The organism is Deinococcus aerolatus (assembly GCF_014647055.1).
GTDB classification, from domain to species: Bacteria; Deinococcota; Deinococci; order Deinococcales; family Deinococcaceae; genus Deinococcus; species Deinococcus aerolatus.
Genome location: NZ_BMOL01000001.1, coordinates 198,467 through 216,710, shown reverse-complemented (window position 1 = coordinate 216,710; position 18,244 = coordinate 198,467). Strand labels below are relative to the sequence as shown.

19 protein-coding genes, 1 tRNA gene and 1 pseudogene are annotated in these 18,244 nt (G+C 69.5%); 6 read left to right on the top strand and 15 right to left on the bottom strand.

What is annotated here, in order from left to right:
- Nucleotides 1–89 precede the first annotated feature (89 nt).
- The 4 genes from IEY31_RS01085 to rplU form a co-directional block, all read right to left on the bottom strand.
- Nucleotides 90–752, bottom strand: a complete 663-nt coding sequence (locus IEY31_RS01085; protein ID WP_188968155.1) for a thymidine kinase — start codon at nucleotides 750–752, stop codon at nucleotides 90–92.
- A 185-nt stretch (nucleotides 753–937) separates the two neighbouring features.
- Complete coding sequence (gene rpmE / locus IEY31_RS01080; RefSeq protein ID WP_151847630.1) at nucleotides 938–1,156, bottom strand: 50S ribosomal protein L31; 219 nt, start codon at nucleotides 1,154–1,156, stop codon at nucleotides 938–940.
- Nucleotides 1,157–1,379: 223 nt separating this feature from the next.
- Nucleotides 1,380–1,664, bottom strand: a complete 285-nt coding sequence (rpmA, locus tag IEY31_RS01075; RefSeq protein ID WP_188968134.1) for a 50S ribosomal protein L27 — start codon at nucleotides 1,662–1,664, stop codon at nucleotides 1,380–1,382.
- Nucleotides 1,665–1,680: 16 nt separating this feature from the next.
- Nucleotides 1,681–1,983, bottom strand: a complete 303-nt coding sequence (gene rplU / locus IEY31_RS01070; protein ID WP_188968132.1) for a 50S ribosomal protein L21 — start codon at nucleotides 1,981–1,983, stop codon at nucleotides 1,681–1,683.
- Nucleotides 1,984–2,378: 395 nt separating this feature from the next.
- On the opposite strand from rplU, the gene IEY31_RS01065 reads away from it, so the two are divergent.
- From IEY31_RS01065 to IEY31_RS01055, 3 genes are all read left to right on the top strand, one after another.
- Nucleotides 2,379–2,741 (top strand): YkvA family protein, encoded by a 363-nt coding sequence (locus tag IEY31_RS01065; protein WP_188968130.1) that lies wholly within the window; start codon nucleotides 2,379–2,381, stop codon nucleotides 2,739–2,741.
- 274 nt (nucleotides 2,742–3,015) lie between these two features.
- A complete protein-coding gene (locus tag IEY31_RS01060) occupies nucleotides 3,016–3,678 on the top strand; it encodes a response regulator transcription factor (protein WP_188968128.1) in 663 nt (220 codons plus the stop codon).
- Between the two features lie 97 nt (nucleotides 3,679–3,775).
- Nucleotides 3,776–5,131: a sensor histidine kinase gene (locus tag IEY31_RS01055; RefSeq protein WP_188968779.1), complete on the top strand. Its 1,356-nt coding sequence runs from the start codon at nucleotides 3,776–3,778 to the stop codon at nucleotides 5,129–5,131.
- A gap of 71 nt (nucleotides 5,132–5,202) precedes the next feature.
- Here the strand turns inward: IEY31_RS01055 and IEY31_RS01050 are convergent.
- The 4 genes from IEY31_RS01050 to IEY31_RS01035 all read right to left on the bottom strand — a co-directional run bounded on the left by IEY31_RS01050 (nucleotide 5,203) and on the right by IEY31_RS01035 (nucleotide 7,879).
- Nucleotides 5,203–5,278 (bottom strand) — tRNA-Trp (locus IEY31_RS01050).
- A 191-nt stretch (nucleotides 5,279–5,469) separates the two neighbouring features.
- Entirely contained in the window at nucleotides 5,470–6,057 is a 588-nt protein-coding gene (locus tag IEY31_RS01045) for a 2'-5' RNA ligase family protein (RefSeq protein WP_188968126.1), read from the bottom strand.
- Nucleotides 6,058–6,140: 83 nt separating this feature from the next.
- Complete coding sequence (locus IEY31_RS01040; protein ID WP_188968124.1) at nucleotides 6,141–6,806, bottom strand: helix-turn-helix transcriptional regulator; 666 nt, start codon at nucleotides 6,804–6,806, stop codon at nucleotides 6,141–6,143.
- Nucleotides 6,803–7,879: an Mrp/NBP35 family ATP-binding protein gene (locus tag IEY31_RS01035; RefSeq protein ID WP_188968122.1), complete on the bottom strand. Its 1,077-nt coding sequence runs from the start codon at nucleotides 7,877–7,879 to the stop codon at nucleotides 6,803–6,805. The genes IEY31_RS01040 and IEY31_RS01035 overlap by 4 nt, the downstream gene beginning before the upstream one ends.
- A gap of 165 nt (nucleotides 7,880–8,044) precedes the next feature.
- Between IEY31_RS01035 and IEY31_RS01030 the strand changes: the two genes are divergently transcribed.
- The gene (locus tag IEY31_RS01030; protein WP_188968120.1) at nucleotides 8,045–9,724 is read left to right on the top strand and encodes a PEGA domain-containing protein; all 1,680 of its coding nucleotides are present in this window, start codon (nucleotides 8,045–8,047) and stop codon (nucleotides 9,722–9,724) included.
- Nucleotides 9,725–9,751: 27 nt separating this feature from the next.
- On the opposite strand, the gene IEY31_RS01025 is transcribed toward IEY31_RS01030, so the two are convergent.
- Nucleotides 9,752–10,036 (bottom strand): DUF427 domain-containing protein, encoded by a 285-nt coding sequence (locus IEY31_RS01025; RefSeq protein WP_188968118.1) that lies wholly within the window; start codon nucleotides 10,034–10,036, stop codon nucleotides 9,752–9,754.
- 159 nt (nucleotides 10,037–10,195) lie between these two features.
- Between IEY31_RS01025 and IEY31_RS01020 the strand changes: the two genes are divergently transcribed.
- Both IEY31_RS01020 and IEY31_RS01015 read left to right on the top strand, forming a co-directional pair.
- Nucleotides 10,196–10,834 (top strand): DUF47 domain-containing protein, encoded by a 639-nt coding sequence (locus IEY31_RS01020; RefSeq protein WP_188968116.1) that lies wholly within the window; start codon nucleotides 10,196–10,198, stop codon nucleotides 10,832–10,834.
- 10 nt (nucleotides 10,835–10,844) lie between these two features.
- Nucleotides 10,845–11,843: an inorganic phosphate transporter gene (locus tag IEY31_RS01015; protein ID WP_188968114.1), complete on the top strand. Its 999-nt coding sequence runs from the start codon at nucleotides 10,845–10,847 to the stop codon at nucleotides 11,841–11,843.
- A gap of 74 nt (nucleotides 11,844–11,917) precedes the next feature.
- Here the strand turns inward: IEY31_RS01015 and IEY31_RS01010 are convergent, their stop codons facing one another.
- The 6 genes and pseudogenes from IEY31_RS01010 to IEY31_RS00985 form a co-directional block, all read right to left on the bottom strand.
- Complete coding sequence (locus IEY31_RS01010) at nucleotides 11,918–12,841, bottom strand: cobalamin-binding protein (RefSeq protein ID WP_188968112.1); 924 nt, start codon at nucleotides 12,839–12,841, stop codon at nucleotides 11,918–11,920.
- Between the two features lie 37 nt (nucleotides 12,842–12,878).
- The gene (locus IEY31_RS01005) at nucleotides 12,879–13,655 is read right to left on the bottom strand and encodes a type III pantothenate kinase (RefSeq protein ID WP_229723234.1); all 777 of its coding nucleotides are present in this window, start codon (nucleotides 13,653–13,655) and stop codon (nucleotides 12,879–12,881) included.
- A gap of 114 nt (nucleotides 13,656–13,769) precedes the next feature.
- The gene (locus tag IEY31_RS01000) at nucleotides 13,770–14,600 is read right to left on the bottom strand and encodes a hypothetical protein (protein WP_188968108.1); all 831 of its coding nucleotides are present in this window, start codon (nucleotides 14,598–14,600) and stop codon (nucleotides 13,770–13,772) included.
- A 100-nt stretch (nucleotides 14,601–14,700) separates the two neighbouring features.
- Nucleotides 14,701–16,797, bottom strand: coding sequence for a hypothetical protein (locus IEY31_RS18875; RefSeq protein WP_188968107.1), 2,097 nt, complete (start codon nucleotides 16,795–16,797; stop codon nucleotides 14,701–14,703).
- Nucleotide 16,798: 1 nt separating this feature from the next.
- On the bottom strand, nucleotides 16,799–17,218 hold the full coding sequence (locus tag IEY31_RS00990) for an ExbD/TolR family protein (protein WP_229723233.1): 420 nt from the start codon (nucleotides 17,216–17,218) through the stop codon (nucleotides 16,799–16,801).
- A 299-nt stretch (nucleotides 17,219–17,517) separates the two neighbouring features.
- A pseudogene (locus IEY31_RS00985) lies at nucleotides 17,518–18,129 on the bottom strand (MotA/TolQ/ExbB proton channel family protein); the annotation flags it as partial.
- Nucleotides 18,130–18,244: the final 115 nt, after the last annotated feature.

Sequence of the window (18,244 nt, the reverse complement as noted above, 5' to 3'; positions counted from 1 at the left end):
CGTGCTGCATTTCATTGGGTGGCGTTGAAGCCGACGCGTCGAACAGACGTTCGCCTTGAACGGCGGTGAGGAGACCTCCGGCCGCGCCGTTAAACGTCTGTCGTCTGGCCCTCGGCCGGGTCCTGAGCCGGTGGCGTGGGCAGCCCCAGCACCTCGTGATGCACCCGGCAGCGGGCCTCGTAGCTTTCCTGCGCGCCCACCAGCACCACCGGGTCGTCGTAACGCGCGGGCTGCCCGCCGATCAGGCGCTGGGAGCGGGTGGCCGGGGCGCCGCAGACCGTGCAGATGGCCGTCAGCTTCTCCACGCTCTCGGCGCGGGCCAGCAGCTGCGGCATGGGGCCGAACGGCTCGGCGCGGAAATCCAGGTCCAGCCCCGCCAGGATGACCCGCACGCCCGCGTCGGCCAGCGCCAGGGCCAGGTCCACCACCTCCGTCCCAAAAAACTGGACCTCGTCGATGCCCACCACATCGGGCAGGGGTGGGCGTTGCTCGCCCAGCAGGCGGTCCTCGCCGGACAGGTGGGCGCGGATGTCAGCCACGCCGCGCACCGCCAGCGCCTGCACGCTGCGTCCGGCATGGCTGGCGACGGCGGATGCATGGTAGCGGTCATCCAGCGCGGGTTTAAACACCAGCACGTTCTGCCTCGCAATCAGCGAACGGGTCACGCGGCGAATCAGCTCCTCGCTCTTGCCGCTGAACATGGGGCCGACGATCACTTCAAGGTGGCCGCCGTGGAAGGGGGATCTCAGCACCCAGGGAGTATGCCAAACCACGGCGGACTGCGGCTGATCCGGCCCAGCTGATCACGAGTGCGGTTGAAGTGCCGACCTCAACCCGACTGAAAGGAGTAGCGAAAAATACGGATGGCGCGATCTGGATGACACGGCAAAAAAAAGCGCCCCACCACAGGGGCAGGGCACGTTCAGAAACCGTGGGCTTACTTCTTCTTGGTGCGGTAGCTGTCGCCGAAGCGCTTGTTGAACTTGTCCACGCGGCCTTCGGTGTCCAGGAAACGTTCCTCACCGGTCCAGAAGGGGTGAACGCCGCTCCAGACATCAACGTGGATCTCGGGGCGGGTGCTCATGGTCTCCATGATGACCTTGCCCTGAAAAATAATCTTGGTGGGAACCGCTTTGGGGTGGATGTCTTTTTTCATGTTCGTGCCTCCGCCGCCACGTCTCGGTGCGTAGCGGGCAACCGAAGAAGTATACACCCGCAAGGGGCGTCAGGGGAAGACGGGCCGGCAGGTGGAATGCGCTTGACGCCTGCTACATCGGGCGAGTCTGCGGACGCCACGCTTGATTGTCAGCAGTCGCAGTGTCGCAGACGGAAAAGAGCCGGAAGCCCGCAGGCCACCGGCTCCTCACTGCAGACCATGTTCAGTCGGCGGCGATTTCGGTGGGCGCGGCGGCCACGGTCTCAATGCTGATGAAGCGGCCGGTGCCCCCCCGGTTGGTGAACACGACGCGGCCGTGCTCCAGCGCAAACAGGGTGTGGTCGCGGCCCATGCCCACGCCGGGGCCGGCCTTGAACTTGGTGCCGCGCTGGCGAACCAGGATGTTGCCGGCCTTAACGACTTCGCCGCCGAACTTCTTGACGCCCAGGTACTTGGGCTGGCTGTCGCGTCCGTTCTTGGACGAACCTACGCCTTTCTTATGTGCCATGTCGCTCTACCTCCCCTTAACCCTTGATCCCGGTGATCTTAATCGCGGTGAAATCCTGGCGGTGGCCGGTGCGGCGGCGGTACTGCACGCCGCTCTTGTACTTGCGGATGTAGATCTTGGGGCCGCGGCCGTGCTCGACCACTTCAGCGTTCACCACGTAGCTGCTCACGGCGTCGCCGAACAGGGCCTTGTCGCCGCCCACAAAGATGGGGGTCAGGTCCAGCGTGTCGCCGGCCTCGCCCGCCAGACTTTCCACGCGGATCACGTCGCCTTCCTGCACGCGGTACTGCTTGCCGCCGGTCTGAATAATTGCAAACATCGTCTACCTTCCTTGTGCTGCCGCCGCCTCTGGAACGCTGCCGGACGTGGCCTTTTCTGCTGCTGCGTCTGCCTCTGGGCAGGGCGCCGCACACCAACTTGGAACTTTAGCACAAACGGGAACGCCCCGTTGCCGGCAAAGAGAAGGGCTCTTCCAGACAGCGGGGTGGCACAGGTCACACGCCCCGGCGATGGGGGCAATAAAAGTGTGGTGTGCATGTTCCCGTGTCTGTGGAGGTGTCCTCGCGGTACACCTGGACTCATTGCTGAGCCGCGCTTTCTCTGTCCTCCGGCGCGGCCTGCTTTGAAGCCGCTGCGAAGACACATCATAGCAAAGGAGGGCCGCGTTCGGCCAGAGGGCGGAACTTCATTTCGCCCCGCCGCGTATACAGGAGCGTGATCAGCCGTCTCAAGCCCATCTGGCGCGACGCGCTGGCCCTGCTGTTCGCGGTATGGGACGCCCGCACCCCCCTGACGGCGCGGCTGGGGGCGGTGCTGGCGCTGGCCTACGCCCTGAGTCCCATCGACCTGATTCCCGACGCGGTTCCCGTGCTGGGGTTGGGCGACGATCTGCTGGTGGTGCCCGCAATTCTGGCGCTGGCGGCCCGTGCCCTGCCCGCCCCGGTGCTGCTGAGCGCCCGTGCCCGCAGCGCGGAGCTGCAACGCCGGTTGCCGTGGCTGCTGCCCGCGCTGGGTGTTGGCCTGATTCTTGGCGCTGGCCTGCTGGTCTGGGCGCTGTGGCAGGGTTTAGGCGGATAGCGCGGAACGGGCTGGAGAGACCAGCAGGGACCGCCGCAAATCTACTTCCGCACACTGGCAACCCCCGCCAAACTGATGGCCCTAGTTCCCTTGACCGTCAGGCCCTGCACGAGATGGCAATCTCGGAGCCGTAATAAGGGTGGCTGAGCGGAAGGACTGCCCAGCCGCTGAGGCTCACAGCCTCTCTTTTCTTCCAGTGGCCTACCGTCAGGTTGAGGGCCTTGTCCTGCCCGCCTAACCTCCACTTAACCCCTCCCCGTAGACTGGCCTCCATATGCGCTTACTGCTGGTAGAGGACGATCCGCGCATTGCCGAGCCGACGGTGGACGCGCTGCGCGAGGCAGGCTACGCCGTGACCTGGGCGCAGACCGGCCCCGAGGGGCTGGAGACTGCGCTGCTGGGCGACTTTCCGCTGATTGTGCTGGACGTGATGTTGCCCGGCCTGGACGGCTTTGAAATCGCGCGGGAACTGCGCGGCAGCGGCGTCGAGGCAGCCATTCTGTTCCTGACCGCGCGCGGCGATGTGGGCGACCGGGTGCAGGGGCTGGACCTGGGCGGGGACGCCTACCTGGTCAAGCCGTTTGCGGTGCCGGAATTGCTGGCCACCCTGCGCGCCCTGTCCAGGCGCGAACGGGGGCAGGCCGCCCCGCAGGTGTCGTTTGCGGGGGGGCGCGGCACGCTGGACACGGTGGCCCGCACGGTGACCTGGGACGGTGCGGAGGTGGCGGTTACGGGCCGTGAATACTCGCTGCTGGAGGCCCTGGCCCTGACCCCCGAACGCTGGTTTACCCGTGAGGAACTGCTGGACCGGGTGTGGGGGCCGGAATTTGGCGGCGAGGCCCGCATCGTGGACGTCTATGTCCGCTACGTGCGCCGCAAGCTGGCCCCCGAGGTGATCACCAGCGAGCGTGGGCGCGGCTACCGGGTGGAACGGTGAGGGGCCGCAGGCACCGGGTGGGGGGCAGGGTCAGCCGGCCCGGCCCGCGTTCTGGCCCAGCTTTCTGGGGTTCTGCGCCCCACCTGCCGCGCCCCCGATGCGGCTGACCCTGCGGCTGCGGCTGGCACTGGTCTCGGCGCTGGCCACGGGGGTGGCGGTGCTGCTGGTGGCGACGGGGCTGTTCTTTGCGGTCAACAGTTTTCTGCGGCAGGCTCAGGTAGAGCGGCTGCTGACCACCAGCGCGGTGATCGCGGTGCGGCTGGAAGCAGCCCTGCAGCGGGCGCAGGACCGCAACTGGCCGTTTGGGGTGGCGATCCGGCAGGCTGACCTGGAAGAACTGGCCGGCACGCGGGATGAGAACCGGGCCTTCGAGGTCCGCATCGAGGGAAAGCAGGGTGGCGAGGACTCGGAAATTCACACCACCCGCTTTCCGGCAGGGGTGCCGCTGAACTTGGAGGAGGGCGTGGGGGTGCGCGGCGATCAGCTGCTGACCGTGCGGGCCCTGCGCGGCAGCAACCTGCACCTGACGGTGATCTCGGACGCGCGGGCGCTGGACGAGTCGCGGAAAGCGTTCACGCGGGCGCTGACGTGGTTGCTGCCGCTGGCGCTGCTGCTGGCGCTGGGGGTGGGCTGGTGGGTGGCGGGGCGGCTGCTGCGGCCAGTGCGGACGCTGGAAAACGCGGCGCGGGAGGTGGGCGAGGGGGCCGAGTTGCGCCGCCCCCTGCCCGGCGCAGGCAGGGATGACGAACTGTCGCGGCTGGCGCTGACCCTGCAGGGCACCTTTGCCCGGCTGGCCGACGCCCGTGACCGCGAGCAGGCCTTTATGCGGGCCGCCGCGCACGATCTGCGCTCCCCGCTGGCCGCCCTGACCGCCCGCGTGGAGGGCAGCCTGGCCCGTGACCGTGACCCCGCGCGCTACCGCGCGGACCTGCAGGAGATCGGTACTGACCTCACACGGCTGTCCAGGCTGACCAACCACCTGCTGTTGCTGGCCCGCGACGCCTCGCAGGTGGCCCACGCGCCGGTGCCGCTGCGCGAACTGGCTGCCGACGCTGTGGACCGCGCCCGCGAACTGGCCCCGGAGGCGGACGTGGACCTGGTGGCCCGGCAGTCCCCCACGGTGCTGGGGGACCGGGTGCTGCTGGGACAGGCGGTGTGGAACCTCACCATGAATGCCGTGCGTCACGCCCCCGGCGCCACCGTGACCGTCACGCTGCAAGCCGCAGACCGCTGGGTGACCGTGGCCGTTCACGACGACGGCCCCGGTGTGGACGGTGACGTGCTGGCCCGGCTGGGGGAGGCGTTCTACCGCCCGGATGCCAGCCGCAGCGGAGAGGGCCACGGTCTGGGGCTGGCGCTGGCCCGCCGCGTCGCCGAACTGCACGGCGGCACACTGACGCTGACCAGCGCGCCGGGCCAGGGCTTCACGGCGACGTTGCGGCTGCCCACGTGATGGGGTCAGCATCGCGGCAGGCACGATGGACCCGGCACAACAAAAAACCCCGCACCATGCGGGGTTTTGTCTGGCGGGCCCTGCAGGACTTGAACCTACGACCCTCGGTTTTGGAGACCGATGCTCTACCAACTGAGCTAAGAACCCTTGCCAGGGTGGAACGGTCCAGCACCCGCCGAAGCGCGAGGCGTTCTCGCGGGCCTGTACAGGTTAGCAGAGCGCGCGAACCGGTGCAAGGCACGGCATGACCCTTACGGACCTGGGTCCAGTGAGATTCACTGACTTCATCCAGTCACCCTTGATCTAGTCGACAGTGGACGACGCGGCTGAAAAATGCGCTAGCTCGGCGCAGCCCCGGTCTCCTGCCTGGGCGCGTCCTCGTCCGGGGGCAGCACCAGCGGAAAGGTGTGGAGTTCCTGTACCTCGCCCCGCTCCTCGCGGGTCAGGCTCAGGGCCTGCACGGTGAAGTGATCCAGCGGGGGCGTCAGGGCCTGTACCTGCCCCCACAGCAGGTCCTCGGCCCACGGGAGGATGCCCAGCGCCAGCGTCAGGTGCGGGCGGTACTCGGCGCCGTCATAGGGCGCGCGGCTCGACGGCCCGATCTCCAGCACCCGTGCATGCAGGGCGGCCAGCGCCGGGTCCAGCTCGAATTCCAGAAAGATCACGCCGCTCAGGCGTTTCCAGCCCCGGACCCGCACCTCCAGCGCCGGTTCGCCGCGCAGCCCTTCACGGAAGGCCGCCACCAGTGCGCCTGTGTCCAGCGTGGTCTGAAAAGGGGCACGCAGGTTCAGGTGCGGCAGGCCAAAGCCGCTGACATTCAGCGTGGCCTGTGCCCGGCGCATCCAGGTGTCCAGGGCCTGCGGGGGCCACGCCACCAGACTGAACAGCGGTCTGGGAGGTTCGGGAACGGGCGGCAGATGGGTCATGTCAGGGCAGTCCTCGGCCTACTGTAGCGTCTCATGTTCCGGTCAGCTTGGCAGGGGTCGCGGCGCCCCTGGTCCGGAAACGCTCAGCCGACGATGCGGTAACGGCACGCGCCCTGCCCACACACGATGCGGGTCTCGCGGACCACCGACGCGCCCAGCAGCTCGGCGTACAGGTTCAGCTCGGCGCCGCACAGCTGGGCGTACTGCCGGGCCACGGTCAGGTTGGGGCAGTTGCGCTGGGTCAGCACAAGGTCCGGGCCGTCCTGTTCCACCACGGGGTCAAAGCCCATCTCGGTCAGCAGCACTGTGAGGCGCTGGACGCGGTCGGGCAGCGGCAGATCGTCCGGCAACTCGGTCCGCATGCGCTGCGCGATCTCGACATTGCGGGCGTCGAGGACCTTCAGGACCGCGCCCTCGCCGAACAGGTTCTCGACGTGCCGCATCACGTCCACGCACAGCCCGGAGTAGGTGCGCGGAAAGGCCGCCTCGCCCTGTTCGGTCAGGCTGAAAACGTGCTGGGGGCGTCCACGTCCGCCGGGCCGCTCGGTGCGCGACTGCAGCAGCCCCTGCTCCTGCAGGTCGCCCAGGTGACGGCGCGCGGCCGGCACGCTGACCTCCAGCCGGGTGGCCAGATCCTGCGCGGTCTGCGGGCCATGACGCCGGACCAGTTCCAGCAGCCGCACCTTGGTGCGCTCCGGGGCGGCGGGCGGCGGGCCCTGAACCGGGACGCGGGCGGACGCGGCGTTCATACGACGGTCAACTGGTCCGGGAGTTCCGCCAGCGACTGCGCCAGTTCCTTGTTCACCGTGAGGACGCTGACCTGTCCGGCCAGCCTGCGGGCCACCGCGATCAGGGCCTGCGCGGCGGGGGTCTCCGGGTGTGCCAGCACGACGGGTACCCCGGCGTCGGCGTCCTGGCGCACGTCCATGTCGATGGGCACCTCTCCCAGCAGCGGGTACTGCTCGCCCAGCTTGCGGCTGCCCCCGCGCCCGAACAGGTCGTAGACGTTGCCGGTGTCCGGCGCCACGAAGTAACTCATGTTTTCCACCACGCCCAGCACCGGCACGCTGGCCTTGCGGAACATGTCGATGGCCCGCGCCGCGTCGATCAGGGCCACGTCCTGCGGGGTGGTCACGATCACGGCCCCCGTGACCTGCACGGTCTGCGTCAGTGACAGCTGCACGTCCCCGGTGCCGGGCGGCAGGTCCACGATCAGGTAGTCGAGTTCGCCCCAGGCCGCGTCCTTGATGAATTGCTGGACCGCCGAATGCAGCATCGGCCCGCGCCACACCAGCGCCTGCCCGGCGGGCGAGAGGTTGGCCATGCTGATGAATTTCAGCCCGTGCGCCACGAGGGGCTGCATCTTGCGCTCGTCGTTGGCGGTCACGCGGGCCGCCCCCTGGCCCATCATGTGCGCCACGCTGGGGCCGTACACGTCGGCGTCCAGCAGGCCCACCCGCGCGCCGTCCGCCGCCAGCGAGGCCGCGAGATTAACCGCCACGCTGCTCTTGCCCACGCCGCCCTTGCCGCTGCCCACCAGCAGGACGTGCTTGACCCCCGGCAGCGCGGGCTGCGCGGCCACCCGCACCGTTGCGCCAAAGGTCACGGCCACGTCGCTGACTCCTGGCACGGTCAGCACCGCCTCGCGCACCTCGCGCTCGATCTGGCCTTTCAGCGGGCACGCGGGGGTGGTCAGGTTGACCTTGATCTGGGCCACACCGCCCACCACCTCGGCGCGCTCGATCATGCCCAGCGACACCAGATCGCGGTGCAACTCCGGGTCGTTGACTGTGCTGAGGGCGGCCATCACGGCGTCATGCATAGGGGTCAGTAGACCTTAAAGGCGGGCGGGGGGCAAGCCACGCGCTCACAGTGGGACCGGGAAGCGGCGGCATTGCCGCGAAGCTGCGGGTCCGGGGGCGCGGCGCGGCCCTCCCCGCGCTGGTTACGCTCCGCGCCCGGTGGGCAGCCGTTTATACTGGGCCGCGTGAAGCCCATTGGTCCCTACGTGGCAGTTCAGGCCCTGCCCCCCCCGGCGACTGGTGTGGCGGCGGCCGACAGTTCCGTGCAGACGCTGCGGGCCACGGACCGGCTGACCGGCATTCCCGTGCTGCTGCACCTGCTGCCCCACGCCCAGAGTCTGCCCGAGCTGCCGTTCTCGCCGCACCTGTTGCCGGTGGTGGACAGCGGCGTTGACGGTGAGGTGACGTATCTGGTCACCGAACTGCCGCTGCAGGCCCACCCGGCCAGTGACCCGCTGCTGAGTGCGCGCGGCGCTCTGGCGGCCCTGAGCGCCCTGCATCAGGAGGGGCTGGCGCACGGCGGCGTCAGCGGGACGCAGTTGTGGAACCATGACGGCGGGGTCGCGCTGGCCGGGGCGGGTCTGCCCTGGCGCAAGGACGCCACACCCCAGGCGGACCTGAGCGATCTGGCCGTGACCCTGCAGGCGCTGGGGGCGTTGCCCGAGGTTCTGCGCCCCCTGCGGGACCGACCCGGCACCCTCAGCGCGCACGCAGCGCTGGCCCTGCTCGGCGGCGCGGTGGGCCGGGAAGCCGGAGCCATGCCGCCGCCGGACCAGCCCGCCCCGCCCGTGGAGGGTGCCCGCGTCCGCCCGCTCCCGGCGGGGGCTTCGGGCGCAGGTCCGGCCGGCAGTGTGTCCCCGGCGGTACGGGAGGCTGCGGCCACCCAGCCCCACGGCACAGCCGCGCCAGACGTACAGCCATCACCCGCCGCCGGGTCACCGTCCACCGGGGAATCCTCCGGGGCCCCCCGGACCGAAACGGCCGGGACCGACACGGGACCACCGTCCGCTGCCGTCTCTCCCTTTTCCAATGCCCCGGCGGGCCAGCCCGAGACGCCGCAGGAGCGCCGCAAGCGCCAGAACGACGAGCGCCGCGAACAGGCCCTGCTGGACAGCCAGGCCGCCGCCGTGCGCAAGGCCGCCCGGCTCAAGGCGCAGCGGGAAGAGGAAGAGCGCGAGATGGCCAGGGCCGCCGAACTGAGCGCGCTGGGTGTCCCGGTCCCCGAACCTTTCCAGATGGGCTTTGACCTGGAAGGGGAGGGCGGCGAGGCGGCCACGAACGCTTCCCCATCTGGGCTGCGGGCGCGTGAGGTCGAGCGGTTGCCTGCGTCGTTGCGTCGACCAGCGGCGCGCCAGACGGACGCGGCGGTTCAGCGTCTGCCCGGGGGCGATTCGGCCTCGCCCCGCCCCGCGGCCCGCAACCTTGCCCCCATCCGGATCGGCTGGGACGAGGACGACTCCTGGCGGGTAGTCCGGGCCGCCCCGAAAGCGGGCCAGAGTCCGTCCAGACTGCTGCTGATTCCCATCGTGCTGGCGGTGGCAGCCCTGCTGGGGGCGGGTCTGCTGTGGGCGCTGCGTCCCGAGGCCAGTACGCCGACACCCGCCGGAACTGCGGCAAGCGTGAGTAGCGACGTGGTCTTTACCCTGCGCGGCGCGGCGGGCGTCACGGCCCGCCTCAGCGTGGTGTCGGCCCCCAGCGGCGCGAACCTGAAGGCCGATCAGGCCCTGGGCGTGATTCCCGGCAAGATCAGTTTTCCGGTGCAGGGTACCTATCAGCTCAAGGTGCTGGCCCAGGGTTACCAGCCGGCCACCCTGGAGGTCACGGTGCCGCGCACCCAGCCGGTGACCATCGACCTGGGCAACTGAGTTTCCGCAGGCAGATCAGCGGACAGATCAGTTCGCCGTGACGTCCACACCCTTCCAGAAGGCCACGCGGTCCCGGATCTGCTGGGCCGCGTCCTTGGGTTGGGGGTAGTACCACGCCGCGTCGGGGTTGCGCTGGCCGCCCACCTCCAGCGTGTGGTAGCTGGCGGTGCCTTTCCACGGGCAGACCGAGTGCGTGGCGCTGGGGCGCAGGTACTCGGCCTTCACGCTGTCTGCCGGGAAGTAGTGGTTGCCCTCCACGACCACCGTGTCGTCCGATTGCGCGATGACTGCTCCGTTCCAGGTGGCTTTCATGCCTCAGGCTACGGCGGCGCGGGCGTCTGGACCGTTGCCGGGCGTTCACTTGTGGCCCGCAGGCGGATGTGGCAGGCGACGCGGCGGCCTCTGCGGTGCCCGCTGTCCCGCACGCCTGACAAATCCATGACATAACGGAGGACAATACGGAGGATTGTTATGGTTCTATCTAAATTCATGCCCAGCAACCCCAAGTTCAGCGCCCGCTTCGCCGAGGCCGCCCGCAACGCCCACGCCACCGCCCAGGCGTTGGTGGACCTGCTGGAAAACTACACCGACGTGGAGGCCAAGGTTCAGCGCGTGCGCGACCTAGAACACGTCGGGGATCGGCTGTCGCTGGAGGTGACCAACCTGCTGGCCGAGTCCTTCATCGTGCCGTTTGACCGCGAGGACATCATTGCCCTGAACGATGAACTCGACGATCTCGTGGACGACATGGAGGACGCGGCGCGCAAGCTCAGCCTGTACCGCATCGAGCGGCCGCTGCCGCAGATGGCCCAACTCGCCCGTGTCGTGGAAGCCCAGTGTAAACTGCTGGCCCAGGGCATGCCACTGATCGAGGACACCGGCCGCTTGAAGGAACTCGCGAACATCGCCCAGCAGATCCGCAAGCTGGAAGATGACGGGGACACCATCAGCGACGAAGTGCAGCGCACCCTGTACGACGGGGTGAGCGACGTGCCGGGCATGATTGTGGCGATGCGCAGCGGCGAGATCGTCGCCCTGATCGAGAACGCCTCGGACCAGGCCCAGCGCGTGGCCAAGACGGTGGAGAGCATTCTCCTGAAGAACGCTTAGAGGCACGCCCATGGAACCTGCACTTATCGGCCTGTTCGTCATCGTCACGCTGGCGCTGATCTTCGACTTCATCAACGGTTTTCACGACACGGCCAACGCCATTGCCACTTCCGTGGCCACGCGGGTCCTGACGCCTGCCCAGGCCATTTCCATGTCCGCCATCATGAACGTGGTGGGCGCCCTGACCGGAACGGCCGTCGCCAAAACCGTCAGTGCCGACATCGTGCCGCAGGAGTTCGCCACGCTGGAACTGGTCGGCGCGGCCCTGATCAGCGCCATCGGCTGGAACCTGTTCACGTGGTGGAAGGGGCTGCCCAGCAGTTCCAGCCACGCGCTGATCTTCAGTCTGGTGGGTGCGGGCGTGGCTGCCGGGGGCTGGGGCATCATCATTCCCAAGGGCGTGCGAAAAACGCTGACTGGACTGTTGACCAGCCCAGCCCTGGGGTTCATCATTCCGATTCTGCTGATGTTCCTGCTGGCATGGCTGGTTCTGAAATGGATGAAGCCGCGCACGGTCACGCGCACCTTCCGCTGGGCTCAGATTCTGAGCGCCGCCTTTATGGCCTTCTCGCACGGTGGCAACGACGCACAGAAAACCATGGGCATCATCACCTTCGCCCTCAGCGCGTACTTCGGCACGCAGATCGATATCGTGCCGCTCTGGGTCATTCTGTCGGCGGCGGCGGCCATGGGCCTGGGCACAGCCGTGGGCGGCTGGCGCATCATCAAGACCATGGGCTTCAAGGTGGTGGACCTCAAGCCTGTCGACGGCTTTGTGGCCGAGACGAGTGCGGCGCTGATCATCGAGACGGCCAGCCGCCTGGGCATTCCGGTCAGCACCACCCACACCATCAGCACCGCGATCATGGGTGTGGGCACCACCAAGGGCTTCCGGAAGGTCAAGTGGCAGGTGGCCGGCAAGATCGTCAGTGCGTGGGTCTTTACCATTCCCACCTGCATCGCGCTGAGCTGGGCCATTCATAAGGTGTTGCTGGCGATTGGGGTGTAGTCCCACGCTGCTTCAGCTGAGGAGAGGGGGAGGTTGACCTTACGGTCGCCTCCCCCTCTCTCACTTCTGCTTGTTCATGCCTGGGTGTGGGCTGCGGGGGCAGCCTGAAGCTGCAGGCTTTCCTCCGCGCATTCGCGCCCGCGCAGCAGCTCGGCCAGCACCTCCGCGCCGCGAAAGACGCCCAGCGCGGGGCGGGAGAAATGGGCATTGGCGTCCACGGCCCACACCTGGCCGTCGCGCACCGCCCGCAAGTTGGTCCTCGCCAGCAACCCGTGGGCAAACTCCGCGTTCTGCTGGAGGCCGTAGCCGCAGCACATCACCACGATCACGTCGGGGTCCAGGGCGGCGATGTCCTCCCAGCCCGTGCGTCCGCTGTCGGTTCCCGCCGCACCCAGCACATTCACGCCGCCCGCCTTCTCAACCTGTTCGGGAACCCAGTGGCCGCCGTAGAAAGGGGGATCCACCCACTCCAGCGTCAGCACGCGCGGCGCGGTCTGCACGGTCTGAACGGCGTCCCAGCGGGCCTGAGAGGCTTCGGCCAGTTCCTCGCCAACCTCCGTCACACCAGCCGCTTTCGCCAGTGCACGCAGGTCATCCAGAATCCCGGCCATGCTGCGGCCTTCCAGGCTCAGCACGTGGGCGGCGGGCAGGCAGCCGGGCAGATAGCGCACCGCCGCCTCGATGGTGCCCGGCGTGACCGCGCAGACCTCACACACGCCCTGCGTGACCACCAGATCCGGAGCGATGGCGTCCAGCAGTTCGCCGTCCACGCTGTACAGGGCTTGGCCCGCCCGCACCGCCTCGCTCACAGCGCGGTCAATCTCGGCCTGGGGGGCAGATGCATCGACAACCGAGCGTGTCAGGACCGGCCGCCCCGCCGCCCCGGGATGGTCGCACGAGTGGCTGACCCCGGCCAGCCGCTCCCCCAGTCCCAGGTCAAACAGCAGGTCGGTGGCGCTGGGCAGCAGGCTGATGATGCGGTCCGGAATATGGGTCATGGGCACAGGGTAGCGGGTGGGCCGGAACAAACGTCGGTCAGCGGCTGGCCCACATCTCCACCAGCCCGCGCAGGGTCAGCGTTTCGTCGTAGTAGTCGATCTCCTGGCAGATGGTCTCCACGGTGCGGGCGAAGCCGCCGGTAGCGACGGCGACGGCGGGGCCGGGCAACTCGGCGCGAATCCGGCGCAGCAGGCCGTCCACCATCTCGGCGTAGCCGTAGACCAGCCCGGATTGCAGCGCGTGGACGGTATTCTTGCCAATGGCGCTGGCCGGGGCCTCCAGGGTGATGCGTGGCAGCTTGGCGGCGCGGGAGAACAAGGCGTCAGCGCTGATCTGCGCGCCCGTCGCCAGGATGCCCCCCACAAAGCGCCGCCCGCGCCCGATCACGTCGAAGTTGGTGCTGGTGCCGAAATCCACCACCACGGCGTACTCGTGGCGGTCCAGGTACTGCTCGGCCCCGAACAGGTTGCACAGCCGGTCGGCGCCCACGGCGTCGGGCGTGTCCAGTTCCACCGTCACGTCGGGCAGATTCATGGCCGAGACGCTGAAGGCCTCCACGCCGTAATGCCGCCGCAGCGCCAGCGCGTAGTTCTCGCCCACCGGCGGGGCCACGCTGCTGAGAATCGCCGAGCGCGGCATCTGCGCCCCGGCCACCGAGAACAGCCCGTGCAGTTGCAATGCCAGATCGTCCGGCAGCGCGTCCCGGTTGGTCCGTACGCGCCAGGTGTGGGTCAGACTTTGGGTCTCGTCCGCAAGACCCAGCACGGTGCTGGTGTTGCCGATGTCCACGGCCAGAAGGGGAAAGGTTGGCACGCCCGTGAGTGTAGAGGCTGGTACGCCTGGGGAGGCCGGGAGGGTGGGGCCACCATAGAAAAACCTCCGCCCTGGGGTGGACGGAGGCGACATGGGCTTGAGGTCTTTTGGGTGTTATTGAAACTTGCCCAGGTCCACTGCGACGCTGTAGGCGCAGTCGGTATCGGCCTCAGACTTGATCAGCAGTTCCACACGGTCGCCCGCGCCCAGGCCGGCCTTGAGGGGCGCGAAGTAGTAGACCAGGGTGCCGCTCCACGTATCGCCGTCCTTCTTGAAGTCATTGACGTAGGTAGAACGTACCGGCGCCACCAGAGCGCCGTCCTTGCCCTTCAGTCTCACCAGATAAGCGTTGCGGGCCAACTCGGTGGGCAGGCCGCGCACGCCCACGTCGATCCGCAGTTCTCCGTTGGCAAGGGAAGGTGTCTGGGATGCAACCTTTGGTTCGGTTGTAACCGTCGTCGTGGCGGTGGTGGTGGTGCCACTCTGCGTGACTTCCGTTTTTGACACATAAACAGTGCCAAAACTATTGTCAGAACTGGGCAGGAAGCCAGCTGCGAAGGCAGCGAGCGCATCTTTGGCAGTGAGATTTTTGAAACTATCGCGGGCGTCCTGAGCGGCGAAGAACAGCTGATCGGCCTGTCCGCTCACGGTCAGCGTAGTGGGACGGCTACCAGCCGAGAAATCTGTGGGGGCCGCCAGCCAGCCAGCCACGCAGGTCTGCCCTCCGGAGAAGGCCCTGACCGTGTCTGGCCCGGCGACGAACTGACCCTCCTTGACGTTCAGGTCCACCGTCAGGTAGGTCGGCACCGGGGCGCGGCGGCCGTATGCGCCGTCAATAACGTTCTTGGCGACGGTTTCCTCCAGCTGAGGCACCCAGGCCAGCGCCGGGCCGGACAGCAGGGGCACGAGGGTCAACAGGGCGATCAGGGGGGTGGATTTACGCATACTGCACTCCATTTAGGGACTTGTGGTTGACGGGGAACTGATCCGGGCTCCGGGACAATAATCGGCCCATGCAGAGTGGCGCGCGTGCGGTTACCAGTCTTCAATCCTTGAGATACACCACCCGGCACGCCTTGCCCGCCGAGCGGAACTGCGCCGAGGCGGCCGGAGACAGCACAGCGTCGGTGATGTAGTTGCTGGTGGGGGCGAACTTGGTGGCGCGAACGGCCTGCGCCTTGACGCGGGTGACATTCTTGAAGCTGCCGATCTGGCCCTCGCCGGTGATGTAGGTCTGCAGGCTGCCTTCCTGCACCAGCTGGCTGCTGACGCCCTGAATCAGGGTGGCGTCGGGCCACAGCTGGCCGCCGCCCTGCTCGAACACGAAGCTCGACTGGGCGCGCTGGAAGGTTGCAAATCCGCGCACGTCCACCACCACGGTGCAGTTCAGCAGCCGGTCCTCGCTGCCGCCGGTTGCGCCGCCCCCACCGCCGGCGCGTGCGTTGACGCCGCCGTCTTCGCCTGCCCCGCCGCCGCCGGTTGCGCCGCCAGCTGCGCCTGCGCGTGAGGCCGCCGGGGCCGTGCCGGCACCGCCCTGCCCGGTCCCCGCCTGACCGGAGCCGGGTTGGCCTGCGCCGTCACCGCGTCCGCCCACGGGCGTGCCGGCGTCGGGGCTGCCCCCGGTTCCGCTGCCCGTGCCGCCAGCCGACTCGCGTGGGGCGGTCGGGGCAGCGGGTGTGCCCCCACCGCTGCCCGCCGTTCCCCGCGAGGGTGCCTCGGTGGGGTTGCCGGGCGTGGGGGTGGTGCCGGTTCCACTTCCAGCATTGTCGGCGGGACGTGGGCTGGCCGGGGCACCCTCGCTGCCCCCGGCTGCGCCGCTGCCGGTTGCCGGAGCCGGAGTGCGGGCAGGAGCGGCGGCCACGGGGGCGCTGCTGGGAACGGGGGTGGCCGGAGCGGCCCGGCCCGCGTCTGCCTGTGCGGCGGGGGCAGGGGGAATGGGCGTTCGACTGGGGCGCGCGGCAACCGGGGCCGACGTGCTGGTGCCGGGCGTGTCTGTGGCGGCCCCGGCCCGGCCCGCCTCGGCGCGTGGGGCCACGGGAACCGTGGTGTCACGCGCCGTGACCGGAGCGGCGGGAGCGCTGGCCTGGGGGGGACTGCTGGTCTGCGGCCGGGCCGGAATGGCGGCGGCCGGCTCGGTGCTGTCGCTGCGGCCGGGGGCGGCAGGCGCAGTCTCCGCAGGCGTCTGGGCAGCCGGGGCCGGGGTACTGGGCCGCGCTGCTGCTGAGGTGTCGGGCGTGTCGGCCTGCTCTCTGGACGGGGCGCTGGCCACAGGCGCACTCCGCTCAGGCGCGGCAGGCGCGGCGTCCTCGCGGCGGGGCAGGGCGGTTACGGCCTCCGGCTGGGGGGCAGGCGCGGCGGGGGCGGCCCGCACCGGCTCAGCGGGTGTACTGGGCGCGGCTGCACGGGGCTGGGGCTCCACGCTGCCCACCTGCGGCGTGGCGACGCGCTCCGGGGCAATCTCGGGCGTGGGCTGCGGCGACGGGGCCTCGGGTACCGTTGCCGCCGTGCGGGCCGGGGCAGGCGCGGCGGGTGCCGGCTGGGTGACCGGGGTCCGGTCGGCGGGGACCGGCTGAGGCGCGGGGCTGGGCGTGGGGGCCGGGGCTGCGGCAGGCTGCGCCGGACGGGGCGTTTCGGCCGGCGTCTCGGCCGGCCTGGGCGCTGGGGCAGGCGAGGGAGCCATGACCTGGGCCGCAGGCGGCGAGGGCTGCGGGGTGGGCGGTGCGGCGGGGGTCGGGGCAGGCTCCGGCGGTCTGGGCTGAGGCACAGGTGCCGGTGCGGGCGTCGGTGCTGGCTCCGGGGTAGGGGCCGGTCTGGTGGGTGTCGGCGTCGGTCGGGGCGGCGTGACCGGTTTGGCCGTGATGGGTTTGGGAGGTACCGGCCTGGGCGCAGCAGGTGTCGGCGTCAGCGGCGCGGTGGCCTGCACGGGCACGGGCTCCGGCGGCGGGGCCAGCGTCACGACTTCCAGCGGGGTCCGCAGCGGATCAGGCGTGGTCTGGAATGTCTCCGGTGTGCCGGGGCGCAGCATCAGCAGACCCGAGTACAGAACTGCGTGCAGCCCGATGGTGGCCGCCAGCGCCCGGTAACGTTCGAGACCCTCGGTGGAAAATCCCGACCGGGTCCGTGGGGGCGGGGAAGTGGTCATCTCACTGGCTGGGCCTCGTGCCCAGCGCCAGACGTTCGCCGCCTGCCTTCTTGATCACGTCCATGACGCGCACCACCGTGCCGTAGCTGCCGCGCTCGTCGGCGCGCAGGCCCACCACGCCATCCGACGGCCCCAGCAGGGGCTTCAGTTGCCCGCCCAGTTTGGTCAGGGTGGTTTCCTGGCCGTTCAGGAACAGCTTCCCGGCGCGGTCCACGCTCACGATGGGCAGCGCGGGCGTTTCCTGCACGGTGGTGCTGGCCCGCGGCAGGTCCAGCGGCAGCGCGTTCTGGCGGGCGCCCAGGCTGCTGGTCAGGAAGAAGAAGATCAGCAGCAGCAGCACCACGTCCACCATCGGCGCGAAGTCGAAGGTCACGCCGTCCCCGCTGTCGCGCATCCGGCGGCGGGTGGGGGCACGGTTCATCGGGTCTTGCCTGCGCCGTCACCGCTTGGGTTGGGGGCCGCTCTGGGGGGCGTCGTGGTGCGGAAGATTCCGGTATTGTTTGGCCCACTGCTGATGCTCTCGGCACTCTGACGGGCCTCGTCGAAGTCGAAGCCCAGCACGGGAACCGGGCCGCCCTGCGGCTGGGCCGGATTGGGCTGTGCGTTGCGTGACTGGGTAGTGGCGGGCTGGGTGTTGTACTCCTGCCCCCGGGAGGCCTCGTCCCGATCACGGTAACCCTGGTCCATGACGCGCTGCCCTTCGGGACGCAGGCGGCCCTCGGGACGGGCCAGCCAGCCGGGCAGGTCCTCGCGCACCCGCTCGGCGGCCACGGCAATGCGGTCGGCGCGGGCCTTGAGGGCGTTACGGGCCACGTAGGCGATGATTGCCACGATCAGGCCCCCTGCGGTGTTGACCAGCGCCTCGCTGATGCCCGTCGCCAGTTGCGCGGGCGTGGGCGCCGTGGTGCTGCTGAACACCAGGAACGAGCGCACCATGCCGATCACCGTGCCCAGCAGCCCCAGCAGCGGCGCGATCTGCGCGGCAGTGCCCAGCGCACTCAGGCCCGCGTACAGCCGGGCGTCCTCGGCCAGCAGCGCGGACTGCATGGCGGCTCCGGCGGCGTCCACGCCCCGGTCAGCGCGGCCCAGCCCGGCGCGCAGCACGTTGGCGGCGGGCGAGGGGTGGTCGGCGCGGTCCACCTCGGCCAGCGCCGCCGCCGGGCCGCTTTCCGCCGTCACGGCCCGCGCCCGCTCAATCAGGGCGTCGGCGTTGCGCCCCAGCCGGGCCAGCACCTGGGCCCGCGCCACAGTCAGGTAAACGACGTACAGGGACAGGACCAGGAGGACCCACAGCAGGGGACCGGCGGCGCGCAGGAGATCGGGAACATTCATTGCTCACACGGTTAGCACGCACGCGCGTGACAAGCATGAAAACGCGGTGCCGGAGCCTCATCGTGTCTGGTGTGGGCGGTTCGCCGGGCCGCATACGCCAACGCTGCTTTGCCCG